At 39.8% G+C, this 13,724-nt stretch carries 8 protein-coding genes; 7 read left to right on the top strand and 1 reads right to left on the bottom strand.

Going from position 1 to position 13,724, the window contains the following annotated elements; all coding sequences use genetic code 11:
• Positions 1 to 1,320, top strand: a complete 1,320-nt coding sequence (locus tag R7Q46_RS13300; protein ID WP_213899638.1) for a toprim domain-containing protein — start codon at positions 1 to 3, stop codon at positions 1,318 to 1,320.
• A gap of 2 nt (positions 1,321 to 1,322) precedes the next feature.
• Positions 1,323 to 2,630, top strand: a complete 1,308-nt coding sequence (locus R7Q46_RS13295; RefSeq protein ID WP_025767009.1) for a hypothetical protein — start codon at positions 1,323 to 1,325, stop codon at positions 2,628 to 2,630.
• Between the two features lie 90 nt (positions 2,631 to 2,720).
• Here R7Q46_RS13295 and R7Q46_RS13290 read toward each other — a convergent pair whose 3' ends face one another.
• Positions 2,721 to 3,227, bottom strand: coding sequence for a hypothetical protein (locus R7Q46_RS13290; RefSeq protein WP_025634152.1), 507 nt, complete (start codon positions 3,225 to 3,227; stop codon positions 2,721 to 2,723).
• Positions 3,228 to 3,299: 72 nt separating this feature from the next.
• Between R7Q46_RS13290 and R7Q46_RS13285 the strand changes: the two genes are divergently transcribed.
• From R7Q46_RS13285 to R7Q46_RS13265, 5 genes are read left to right on the top strand one after another with little or no spacing between them, the layout of a single operon-like run.
• Positions 3,300 to 3,929 carry a hypothetical protein gene (locus tag R7Q46_RS13285; RefSeq protein ID WP_025767008.1) on the top strand — a complete coding sequence of 210 codons (630 nt, stop codon included), beginning with the start codon at positions 3,300 to 3,302 and terminating at the stop codon, positions 3,927 to 3,929.
• Positions 3,926 to 4,951 carry a hypothetical protein gene (locus R7Q46_RS13280; RefSeq protein ID WP_025767007.1) on the top strand — a complete coding sequence of 342 codons (1,026 nt, stop codon included), beginning with the start codon at positions 3,926 to 3,928 and terminating at the stop codon, positions 4,949 to 4,951. The genes R7Q46_RS13285 and R7Q46_RS13280 overlap by 4 nt, the downstream gene beginning before the upstream one ends.
• A complete protein-coding gene (locus R7Q46_RS13275; RefSeq protein ID WP_025634156.1) occupies positions 4,941 to 6,062 on the top strand; it encodes a hypothetical protein in 1,122 nt (373 codons plus the stop codon). Before R7Q46_RS13280 ends, R7Q46_RS13275 begins: the two co-directional genes overlap by 11 nt.
• Positions 6,063 to 6,064: 2 nt before the next feature.
• Positions 6,065 to 7,549 (top strand): hypothetical protein, encoded by a 1,485-nt coding sequence (locus R7Q46_RS13270; RefSeq protein WP_025767006.1) that lies wholly within the window; start codon positions 6,065 to 6,067, stop codon positions 7,547 to 7,549.
• 9 nt (positions 7,550 to 7,558) lie between these two features.
• Positions 7,559 to 13,723 carry a hypothetical protein gene (locus R7Q46_RS13265; protein ID WP_025634159.1) on the top strand — a complete coding sequence of 2,055 codons (6,165 nt, stop codon included), beginning with the start codon at positions 7,559 to 7,561 and terminating at the stop codon, positions 13,721 to 13,723.
• Position 13,724 lies beyond the last annotated feature (1 nt).

Raw genomic sequence — 13,724 nt, 5'->3', positions numbered from 1 at the left:
GTGAATTTAATACTTGTTGAAAGCAGCCTTAAATCGAAGCAAGTTAACTTGGCTCTAGGTGCACTAGGTATTCAAGAAGAGTTTACTTGCGGATTTACTATGGGGAGAGTTTTCGATTTTAAGGTCGGAGACCCTTCTCTAAAGTGGTCCCCAAGGAACTCTGACGTATACCAGTATATGTCTACTCAAATTCAACGCTCAGACAATGTTATCGCTATGACAGATGCTGACGAACAAGGAGAGTACATCGCCTACCAATTGCAAACCATAGCAAATCAATATGGTCGTTCACTTGTGAAAGCCGATCTGAGTGAGTTATCACCTTTAGGCATAAAAACAGCACTGAGTAAGGTTAGGCCAATAAACCTAGACGTTGTAGCACAAGCACATACAGAACGACTATTAAATCTTAAAGTAGCCAATTATGGTATCAATCAGGGTATTGGACCAACGAGTATTCATAAGTTAATGGTTGCAAGCCATTTAATGGATACACCTACTCTTAATGTAGCTACATTCTTAGATGATGAAAGTTCCGTTAAAGCCCTAACTTACAACACTTCTCTAAAGTCAGCCGAGTCTGAATTAGTTGAAGTTCCAACGAAACCGCCATCAACCTTAAACATCTACCAGAACGTAGCAATACACTACGATACGCCTGTCTGTGATATCGCAAATAATCTTCAAGACTTATATCAATCTGGAAAGCTTTCATACGGGCGTGTGACCGAGAATTATTGGTATCCAAGTGCAGAGAACTCCGTAGAAGATACCCTAAGCGAGCTTTGTGTAGCTATAGACATGGAAAGATTTGCGGCATTAACAGAAAGAAACCAAGCCCACTCAGCTATTTATGTCGTTGATCATCGTTCCGTGTACAGCAAACATTCAGAAGTAGAAATGGTAACTGAATTTACAAAAAGTGCTTTGGGCTTGAGCGATAAAAAGACGTATCTAGCTGATGCTGGTGGACCTATTTTGTCAACTGAAGAACTAGTTCAGCCTGGTTTAAAACGCAGCTCCCCAGATATCCAGATCTTACAAAGCTTAAATGAACTTGGCCTATATAAGCCTTCTACCAGCCCAACTCTTTGTAGTTCCCTTAGCTCAGCTTTTTACATTAACTCACAACTGAACAAAGAAGCTCTAAAGTTTCAGTTTTCTATCACTAAGCGTCTTTTCCCTTCTCTCTTAGAACATATAGAGATGCGTCAAAATCCAATCACCCAACAAGTAAACCATAAAGTAGATGGGACGGAACTAACTATCACTAACAACATGGCCAACACCTTGTTTGATAATTTAACGATGAGTAGGTAATCATGATCAAATTCCATAAAAAGAAAGGTTTAGCACTATCATTAATGGCCTTAGCCAGTTTCTACGCTTTTGCTGAGTATAAAACTGATAAAGCACCTATAAAAAGTAATCCGACAAGTGAGGTTTATGTTAGTGGATCGAGTACTTTGCCAATTGAACACCTCGTTGAAGAAAAAATGAGTGTAACCACATACAAAATAATTAAAATCATGGAAGACACTAACCTTTATGCCGCCTTCACAAATAAAGGGACATTCATTGTTGATAGCGATGTTAACTTTGCAATTAAGGGGAAAATGATTGATCTGTCCAATGGCGATAACATCCTTGGTCGTATATTCGGCGCACATAAGGATGAGATACAGTCAATAATCACCAAAGAGAAGGCAATAGTTGCTTTCACCGATAGCAGTCATAAAGCTTCAGTCAAATTGAGCGACACCAAGCCCAAGCCTCAACCAATTCCAGCTGAACCTTCTGAACATAACACCAACTTAAACAGCTCTCATGAAGAAAAGATTAACGAGATTTTACGTAAATCTCCAGGAGTTCAGGCGTTAATCAAAAGAAAGTTGGCCATGGAGGCGAAACAAGAACAGCTTGAGCATCAAGAAAGTTCTGATTCTAGCAAACAACAACCCGTAACCCAGTCATCTATTCCAAGCGTAAGCTCCGAAAAAACATCTAACACAATCATGGATGAATTAAAGAACATCGAGCCTCATATGCGTCAAAAGTTAGGACCTACATACGCTCCGATGCTTCTTCCAGCAATAGATGATGATAGCTTTATTGTTTATGAAAATGATGCAGATGTCCCTTATAAGGGAACTTTGACAGTTGCTACCGATTTTAGTTGTCCAGTATGTAAACAGCTACATACTCTAATTCCTTCTTTAAATGCTGAGGGTGTAAAGGTACGTTACATGCCTTATCCTAGAAAACGGATTATTGATTACCCATTCGAGAATAACTTTACAGTCGATCAGTATATATATCGTACTCACCAAGAGCCCCTTAATAGCTTTGGTGAGTTAGTGCTTAATGGATACTGCTCTGATGATAATAAAGCCGCTTACAATGAACTCTTTTCAACTAAGAGCTTAAGAGACTTTCCAAGTAACATTTCGAAGAGTTGTGAAACTAAAATGAGGGAATTCAAGATTTTGGGCGATTTAATGTTCGCAGGTGGAACTCCCTACCTAGTTTGGGGAGACGAAGACACTCCAGCAAGTGAAAGGGGTTATATTCGCGGAGTTATGAGAAGTGATAGAACAATTTTCGATCTACTAAAACGAAAGGAAAGTTAGTAACTAGATAATAACTTTAGATATCATCCCAAACCCTGAAACTTTATTTGGCCCATCTTGGGCCAAATTTTTATTCAATATAATAAAAGTCTAATCTATGGGAGTTACTACTATTGCATCCGCATCATCAGATTCATGATTACCGTCATATGGCACTAGAGTAATTAGAGAGGCAGATTCTAACTTGTTACCAACGCTTGCTGTAACAGGTAGGCACATATGAAGTTGACGATTCTCACTCTTTGTCATGTTATGAACCCCTCTGCGAGATCGTTCAGAAACAATCACCTCCGTTTCGACTTCATAATGCAATTGCAATTCGTGACTACTTGATAAAGAGAGTGGTGTTGGTTCTACTTTGAACCCGGTAAACTCAATTTTCTTTACAGCATCCCAAACTTCACCTAGTGGCCAACCTAAATAGTGGTTGTGTTTTGAATCAATAGAATAAGCAATCATAGAAGACATACTCCTTGAAAGTCCTATTCTACCTTCCGACACTTCTTTAATTTCTAGGCTGAAGATAGAGTATAGCTCTATGTCTGCTCGCCCACTAACTGCAGCAATCCAGGCTGCATTTCCCTCATAGTCACCCATTTTACACCATTGTTTTTAATTGATGAATGTCCTATATTATACAACTATTACCCCCCGCGCAACGAGGCAAACATGAGGTTCGAAGATAGCCTACAAGACCATGTTTTTGATTCAATTAGTAGGTCATTAGGTCTAACTATCAATGAAAAGCAACACCTTCAATTTGCAGTTAACTGGAACACGAATGAGTTGATGCTTTCGTCTTACATGGCTGCTAATGCTCTTAACGGAACATCTACGTTTAACTGCCAGCTTCCTATTGTTTCTATTGATGAAGATGGGGATATAACATCGCTCGAACTCCCCCATGAAATTGATTGGAGCAAGCCAAAGCAACAGTCCCTTCTATCCATAATAGAGATGCACGGTATTCGTCTTGATAAAAGTGAACCTAGTGAAAACTTTAAAACATGGCTAAGAGTTGCACAGCTGAATGAACTACATAGTGTTATTAAGCGATCCGTTGAACACCATCGTAGTAGCAATGCACCGAATGCCCATCAGATTCCGTTGTTATTAGATAGAACAGACTATCTCTTCGAACCTTCGTCAGGATTGGCCGTACCTAACACGCAATCAATGCTAAGTAATCGTGTTGAAAACCAGATAATCAACCAGACAACCTACAAGCACAATCTAATTCCAGATAACGAAATAGTGGTTAACCCAGCGTTAGACAATGCTATTGGGGTGGAAAGATGAAGAAATTCTTTACAATTGGGGTGGCTATTGTTGCATTCATTCCGTACACAAGCCATGCATTCTTAGCTTGGACGATTGTAGATCCAGCCAAAACAGGTCAAAAAGCTAGTCAAACAGCCACTGATGGTATGACAGCAGCTGAAAGAGCGCTGACTAAGTCTCAAGAAATGGCAAACGAGATCAATAACGCGATTAAATCATTCCAAAACGACGACAACCTCAAAGCTTTCCATACAGCTACTGTATCAGGTAGTCACTCTGAAACACACAATTTGCTAATGCAATCAAAGATGGAAGTTACACCAGGCCTTTGTGAATTTGTTGAGAGGGCGTATGTAGCTAATTTTGATGAACAAGGCTGTCTATTCTTTGATGATGATGGCCTAACTAGTTCACTAGTAATTGAGGGGGAGAAGGTACTTCCTGGAAAACTAGCTGAAGAAACTTTTGATAAACTTAAGTCCAGCATATCTCATAGAACTCCTATTGGCGCACCTAACCTTCACGAAGAATACACAATCCTTCTAAATGACACCTTTGGGCAAGCAGTATTGAGTGAGTTATCGCACGAAGACCGTTTAGCTATGGATCAGTTAGTTGGTCTGTTAACAACTCAAAATCAATCTACGATCCCTCACCCAAAAGACATGAAAGGTTCTGACGATGAACTCAGATTAACTAGAAAACTGAATAGATACCTTCGAAGTGACTTAGCGATTGCCACTATGAAATCGAGTTATATAAAACGCTCCCAATTGAGCGATATGAACTCTATTCAGTCAGATATATGGCAAGGCAGAACGGAAGAGCTTAGCGATATGAAATCCTTAGGAATGCCTGTAGAGACAGTTAATGGGCTGTCTCCTAGGCCGACCAGCGAAAGTGTTGCTCGGATGAATGCAATTCAATCAGCACGATTAGCAAGATACCTTTTGGCCTACTACGAATCACTACTTACAAGAGAAGCCAACCTTGCTCTTAAGACTCAAATTTTAGCGGAGTTAGCAGAAAATGGACTATAACAAACACTCAATAACAGACCTTATTAACAGCATCCCGCTAGAGTCTATTAGGCTTGAAACACCTGACTTTGAATTCGCAAGCCAAGGACAGAGCTTAAGCACTTCTTCTGTAGCTCCCAATTTACCAGAAACTATCAACTTCACTCCAATATCAGAAATAACACCTGACACACCAATAAAACGGTATTCATTTTCACCTACCGTTAACATTGAAAGTACTGGTATCGATGCTGGTGGTATTACAAATGTAGCTGCGAGCTTAAAAAATTCAGCTATTGAGCACTCCGTAGGAAAAGGATCACCTTCAACTGAAGAGCATGTATTGAAGCATACTGAACCTGCTGAGGAAAAGCATATAAAAACAAAAGAAGAACCCCCAGAACAAAAAACTGCATCCCCAGACCAACCAGCAACTATTGAACGTAATGTTGAGAATGAAAACGTTCCTAAACAGGATGAAGAGAAACCAAATAATAGAAAAAAAACTACCCCACCAAGTAAGGAAAACGGAAGGGAGCAGGATAGTGTACAAAATAAAGAAAACAAGAAGGTCGACCAGTACAACCAAAACATAAATACAAATAGGAACTCTTATGGCCTATTTAACCTCAACCATAACGGCTCCAAAGCTCAAGGTGGGCCTTCTTTCTTAACAAACTCCTACAACAAATTAAAAGGAGAACAGCCAGGGTTGAAACAAATCAACAGTGTCATTGATAGGTCAAGAGATCTTCAACAGTCCTACCTGGACCTAAAAGGACTGATTGCAGAAGGAGCACCAGCTTCAACACTTAAAAAAGCTGAGAAAAACTTCGAGAAGATAGCTAGTGACCTAAATAAAAGTGTTTCAAAAGTTCAAAAGGGATTGGACAACCTTGGTCCTAATGCGATTGACCAACTAGGCAAAGCCGTAGGCCAAGACAAGCTATCCCAATGTAAAAAATCACTTGAAACTGCAACTAAATTACTTTCTGGAGAAAACGTTCAGGAAGTAGGTATGCAGACTAGCAAGATTGTCCAGAAAGCTGCGGAAAACATGCACAAAACTGTTGAAAACATTACAAATACAATTAACACAACCATCAACATGCTTGGGTTAGGAAGAGGTTAACGATGAGCAATTTTATTGAGTTAATGGAAAGTGAAAACGTACCAACAAACTTTAAATTTCTTCTAGGATTCCATCAAGAGACCAGCAAGCTTTCGCACTTCGGAATCGCAAAGCACATTGGTTTACTAGATCAATACATTGAAGATAGCGTTGACTTAGGTTTGCTTAACAATATGACGCTTGAAGAACTATGCATTCAGTTTCCTCACCTAAATATGAGTAAAGAAAAGTTATCTATCTTGAAATCAGGAGTACCTTACTTCAATGGCTTGTATCAACTAGAAATAAACAAAGAAGCCTACAAGTATAAGGACCTCTATGACTATTGCACTGATGGTAAATCAATTGTTCTAAACCTAAACAATAAACCCATAATATTTTTGCCTAGCGAAAATGATTACTATCAACTACAGCTCGATATTAGTAGCAAAAACCACTCTAACGAAATCGTTTTTTGGCTTGATTGCGCTGGCTTATTACCTACAACAGACACCGAATCATCGGCTCCCGGTACAGGGATCGCCATACAAGAACAAGTCATGGCAAATAACTACTATATAGCCATAGCACCTGAAAGTGAGATTGTTCGTAACCTTTCTAGGATAGACTCCAGTGTATTCTCGAAAGTTAATGAAAAGCTATATGAAGACCAATTACCACATCAGGCCGAAGGGTGTATTGAATTTCTTTCTTTTGCGGAAAAGCACCTGATACACAAGATCCACTTCAATATTATAGATAACTCTATCAATAGAGTCGTCTGTCTAAATCAAATGGTTACTGAATCTTTTGATTGGACTTCTCTAGGTATGTATCAGGGGTTAAAGCTATTTTTGCAAGAATCCGGCATACCTACCAAAGCTTTAAATGAAACCCCGTATTCAGGTTTCACGGTTATAGAAATGCTTACATCAGAACATACTGATGAAAGCTTTGAATGCGGCATTAAAATAAACTCAATCCCTATCCCTGGCGGCTATACCCTAATTTTGGACATGATGTACACATCTGAGTTTGAGATAGAGACAAATCAGACAAGCACTCCTGAAATTCAAGAGGGAATTGTTCAGTTAAGCTTCGGGAGTATTAAACAAGATCCACTTGGTGGAATGATCAATAGCGTACGAGAGCATTTGAATGAAGAAAATGGAGATACATTTCTAGCGTATGAAGATTCATTTCCTATCTACTTAACAGATCTTGTTCACACAAACCTTTCAGGTGATATCAATAGTTTACTCTCACAGTACGCTTCTTCAGGTATGCAGTTCCTAATAATTGGAGAAATCTCTAGCGAATTCATTGCCAATACTGCACTGATTGCAGCACAAAATGGCTTTATGGTGTTCGGATGGGTTTATTCGGCCACAGAGTCAGGCGCACTAAAAAAATTCACGTATAAACAATCTATTTATAGACAAAGCGAACCTCATGCACTTGGGCAACTCGTTAGACCTATCCAAATTGAACATGAAACTAGCGAGTAGGGGGGAACTATGAATCACAATACACCTAGTAACATTGTAGAAAGACTAGAAGCAAGTCTCCGAGGCACGGTCTATGCCACTAAAAAAGACCGTAACAAAACTATTTTGAGAGATTATGGACATCCATTCGGACGCTCCAAGAACTCAATGGGTGCTAGTTTAAAGCTTTCCGATTACGTGAATGGAAAGTCAAAAAGTCTCAATGAAACTTATTCGAGGGAATTTGCAGAAGTTCATTGGGCTAAAGCCGCTGCATTGGCCATCCATCTAACATCTGGATTTGAAGTCTATTCAAAAAATGGTATTTCTGAATTCTTTGAAGAGCGTAAAAAGCTCGGAAAAATTGCAAGTGAGCTCAGGGCTACCGGAGACGATGTATATAAAAATCCTGAGTATGTGGCCGCTAAAAACAAAGCATATGAAGCATGGCAACGTAGGTTTAGTCCAGAACACAACTCAGCATCAATCTTAGATAAAACTCACAAAGCTCAAGATTCACTTTTAAGTGAGTTCTCTAGCCAAGCAGTTAAACTTGGGTACATAGATCATTCTTCACTTTTTAGATTAGAGAAGCTAGTTAGAGAAAACATAAAGTCTCTAAATAACGGGGTTCATGAAAATGAACTAGCTAATCCTGCTCAAATGTATCAACACAAAGCTGAACTTTATGAGCTAATGTTGAGCGAAACGTATCAAGCAGACACTAAATCACTGCAGCTTCTTGGTAAAAATATGTTTCAAGAGCACTTAAGTGAGATACAAAGTTACGCAGATAGTCAAAAGTACACAAGCTCTAGTGGTAAGCGCGTTGATTTTGACATTGACCTAAACTCATACGCTGACTCTCCAACTATTGGTGAAAATGGTGCAAAAGTCGGAGGTATCGCTAAGGAATTCCACCACAAAGGCGGTAAAAAGTCAGAATGGTCGGTTGCTGCTGGGATTAGGGTTTTTTACAACGACAAAAATCCGAGTGACATAACGCCAACGGTCTCACTTGCCGTCGGTATTTCGCTTATAGGTCGAGACTCTACATTTATCAGTTTTAAACCTGACTTCAAAGGCTGGTGCGAACGTCTACCTTGTGCCCCTTTGGGTAACGAGGCAAACCTAACAGCTGAGCAAGCTCGTCTTGCTCACGAAACTCGTCAAAAAGAACTAGCGGATAAAATAGCTGCCTCCGCAAAAGAAGCAGAGCTTAAGCATCAACAGAAGATGCAAGAGATAGCTGAAGCTAACGCTAAACGTGAGATCGAGGTTAAAACCTTAATTGATGCCAATTTCGAAAAACCAGAACTCACTAAAGATTCCGTAAAAGGCACTTATATCCAAAAAAAACATTTGGAGGCCTTACTAAACTATCCAGAACTCCATGGTCTGATGAGACTAACATCTTTATACGACCAACCAGCGGTTAGCATTCAAATGGGCCCTAATGTGGAGGAGACTAGAGGGTTACAGTTCTTAGCCCATAATGGCTCTCCCTGGAACAAAGAAAATCCCACTAACAAAATGTTTGAAGTCATGAATGACGACATGAAAAACAATTTTGTTCAACTCGGCAATATTACACCTAAGACAACGATCATAACGAGTGAAGGCTTTGCTAATGGAGGGTCTTTGTTTATCGCCGCTAAGGAACGTGGTTTAGATGTTGCTGTTGTTTGTGCGATGTTTGCTAATAATATCTCTCACGCAATAAAGCGGTACAGCCAGGACTACCCTAACAACCCCCTATTAAACGCCTCAGATAATGACTGTTTTTTAAAAGCCCCTACGAGTGAACACTCGATTAGAGCTCTTAATTTGAATACAGGCGCGAAGGTCGCTCTTCAAGCTTACGACGAATTTGGGGTAAAAAGCTTTAGCGTTGATTGGGAAAAGTTAGATGTACTTCCAGAAGCCACTGCAATTAAGGCTACAGACTACAATAATTTATTCGATATTTTTGAATATGATAAAGCTATAGAAGTTATGGGAGACCAGTTAGAGCTGGTAATAAGCAACAATACTACACCATCAAAAGAGTATGTCGCTCCCAGGAAATTTCTGGATGCAGAAAGAGATAAATTCACTGATATCTTTGATGCATATGGCATCGATGGGACCCTACTAACCACTAGCTTTCCCGTTGGAATGCAATTCGAAACTCCAAAAGCAGTATCCGTAGAACAAGAGCGAATAGATCACCGAGTCTCTGAGCTACCTGTTCAAGAAGCTAACGTAGCTCCTAATGAACATAATATAGAACGAATAGTGTCATATTCGCTACAACGTCACATCGACGGAGATTGGCAAACTATTGAGAAAGCAGACACCGCTAAAGAAATTTTAATAAACCTAGAAATTGAAAAGGGACACGCAGTTCAGATAGCTTATGAGAAGTTTTCTCAAGCTGAAAAAAACCTTGATAGTGCTTACACCAAAGCTCTCGAATATGTTGGTTCAACATACAGATGCTTTGACGAGGAATCAAAAGTACCTTTTACTTCCGCAGATACATACAACGATATTAGGGATATTCAATTGGCCCATGATGTCGTTTTGCTTGTTGAGAATGAAACGGGAACATTTGCTAGACCAATAAGAGTTTCTGAAGATGGTGAGCTTGTTATCGGAGGTAGTAAAGGGCTGAAACAACCGAGATACAACAGCAGAGCAGACCTTGCACAAGACATCAACGCTGTAGTCGAATCAATATATTTTAGTAACAATAATTATCAGTGGCTTACTGATCAAAACTTTGTATTACGAGATATTGATGCAGATGGTAAGCCAGACAGAACTACTTCAAGGACATTTGAGGAAGAATTCGGCCTCAGCGTATCGGAAGTAATGTCTACATTAGTGGACCCAAGGTCGATACAAGCAAAGCTCGAAAACTCAAATCAGACAATCAAAATAAATTGTACGACGACAAACGAACTTGAACCAGTAACTGAATTAGAAATTGACAGTAATGAAGTTGCTTATGAGCTTGACAGAATCAGCTCTCAACCAAACATTATTGATATCGATACATCTGCTTTTTCTAGTGCAGATCAAAACTTCTATATCGAACCCGCTGAGCGGCAGTCAAAACCTTACACAGTTAAATCATTTGCACCTAATGGAGCTGTAAACGGTAACTATGAGTTCGATTCATTGGCTCTTGCAGAGAATAAAATTGACGCATTGAATGGCACTAAATTCACCATACCTACAACCGTTTACTATATTTCAAAGCATGGTGAAACGCCTATATCAACAACAATCGACCCTGTGGATTTACCGCTATTGCAGCCAAAAGCACCACTGCAAGAGGAACCTGGTCAACTTTCTCGAGAACTAGAAACCTGCTTAGTACAAATTGATTCAACAGATTGGGGGACGTACGAACTCCCAATATCAAATGATACCCCGATAATGTTGAACCAAGAGGGTAGCTGGGTTAATGCATCAACTGGAGAGCCGACAAAGACTCTTAGCTTAATTGAGCTATACAACATCGAAAACGCCCATACAGAAGGTTTAGATAACGATAATGAATTAACCTTAGATAGTACCAACTTCGCAGAGCTTGCTGCCGATGGTGGCTTCGATATTGATTTCAGAGAACAATATACAGGCTTGGACCATGATCTTATTGAAACCACACATGAAATAGAACCCATTGTCGATGATTTCAACTTTGATATTGACACATTAGCTAACCTTGACATGAATGAACTGGAACCTGAAATAGAGGGAGCCCAGTTAGAACAGCTCAAAGAAAATATAGTTGATGCTATTGACCTAGAAACAGACAACGAGCCTGTAAACCACGAGCAAGAACTGACTAACCCTGACGCTTGGTCCGATGAACTCACTCACGGCAATCATAACCTGGAAGAGAGCATTGAGGTTGAGGCAGAAACGGATAGCCCAGAATTACTCGATAATGCAGATGACTGGTTGGATGAATTATCTGAACTTGACGCCCCATCGTTTAAACCCTCAACAATCGACCCATTAGAGAGCGATATGCCTGATTTTTCAGGTATGGAAGACGTTGAATGGGGTCTTGATGATTTCGGCATAGATGAGGAAGAGCAAACCATTAGTGTTGCTGGCTCAGAACATGTTGAAAACCAGGGCACAATAGATTTGTTTGAGTTAGCTGACCAAGAAGTGGAAGTCCAATCCGTATCTAACGAACAGCCATCATCTGTAAGTCAAGCAGAAAGACACAGTATAGATACGACAATCAATGACGTAAGTATTGAATTGGGTCAAGTTGACCCCAAGTCCGATGGACTGGATCTTAAGCATCAGAAAACTACAGGGGTAGGCGAGCGTTCCTTGGCTGAGCAATCTATGGAGAAGATTGATAGAACGACAGATGTGCTTGTCAACTCTACAACAAGACCACCAAACAGCGATGAACAAGTAATAAAAACTAATACTGGGGCAAAATCATTAAGTCAGCTAGTGTTAGATGAACTAAATGCTACAAGTATTAACTTTAGTGACCAGTTCACACCAAAAGATACTTTTGTTGGAATTTCAAGCTTTACGACGGTAGGTGCCTGGGCCGATAGTTCGAAATATTGGAAATCAACAACCACTGTAGAAGCCTCTACTTTGAATGTTAGAAGTGAAATCGATTTACCTTTAGTAGACGTAGAAGCTCCAGATGTTAATGTGCCAACAACAGAACAATTAACGTCTATATTCGATAAATCTAAGCAGAAAGCTTGGAATGAACAACGAGCCGCAAACTCAATCCAGGCGCAAGTCGAAATGTTTGAGGAAATTGCGCTTTCTGAGAACCAAAACTTTAATGCGAACCTAGATGTTGCACCAGACCTTGATGGTACTTCCTCTTCCTATAACCCTAATAGTGAACAGACATCCTCAGATGCGATACCGTCAAAAGACACAACAAGCCCTGACATAGAAAATACAGCTCCTGCAAACGAGATAAAGGATGAATCCAGAAATGGACAACACCAAAGTGAGATAGAAAAGGAACTTTTAAAAGTACTTCAGTCACTCAAATCCTCAGATAAGGAGAGTGTGGCCCATCTTACTGGACTACTTACAAACATAGCTGAGAGTGCAGCCAAAAATGCCATAGACGTCCATGACGTTACAAGTAGAATTGAGACACCACATAAAGTAGAAGTGACTAACCAATCAGAGGAGCCTATCCAGGTTGTAACCAAAACATTCTCGGAGACAACAAAGGTCAATATTAATGACTTCGACTTCGATGATAATCCTGATGTAAAAGCTTATGTGAAACTTGCTAATGAACTTGTAGGCGACAAAGGACAGTCAGCTATACAAAAGAAAGCAGCCTTCCTATACGCATCAAAGACATCTCCAGAATCAGATACCAAAGAGCTAACTCAAAAAGCACTTGAAGTATTGGTATCAATAAAAAAACCTGAAGACAACTTAGCTAAACAAGAATATGCATCTAAAGCTAGTGAAATAGGCAATTGGTTGGCGACTGAAGCTAGAGTGGGGATGATGATCGAATCTACACGCAATGAGCAAGGCTACGTGACGAAATTTTCTGCTCTTGATAAAAAGCTACACGCAAAGGTACATGAATATCTTACCACGCCTTCAAGCCCAATTAAGGGCGCTAATGACCCTATATACTTTAGTCGAATTTGTCTAAAGGACGCTATTGAAAAACGTCAAATACCTGAGGATACGCTTAGGCAAGCTCTTTTCGGCATATGGAATAGCCCTGTGGGTAATACAGGTGAACTATCTAAATACTACAACAAAGTTGCTACCAGACTGCACGAAACTGGAGTAAGGAAGGTAGTTAACGATCTTAAAGAGAAAGGTATTATTGAGAATGACCCTAGTAGTAGACAAAATCTACTGTATGAAGACCCACTAGATGGGACACAAAAGTCCTTAAAGATTTCAAGTTTAAAATCTGCAGCAGCTGGTTTGGTAGCAGAACGTGAAATACAAGCTGCAAAAGAAATGCCTCGAACAGCGAAGAAGAATCAACGTGAGCCATACAGCTACTTCGTAGCTAAAGCATTTGAGAATCTAACTGAAATTAGTACTCCTTTAAAAACGGAGATTGATTTAGATAAGCCATGGAGAGCAACATTGCGAAGAGGTGATGGTTCGCGTTCTGATATGAACTCCAAAGAGCAAGAAACTATGGAGATTACAAGATAAC

The sequence above is a fragment of the Vibrio sp. 811 genome, assembly GCF_033339195.1.
This window is presented reverse-complemented; position numbering and strand designations above follow the sequence as displayed.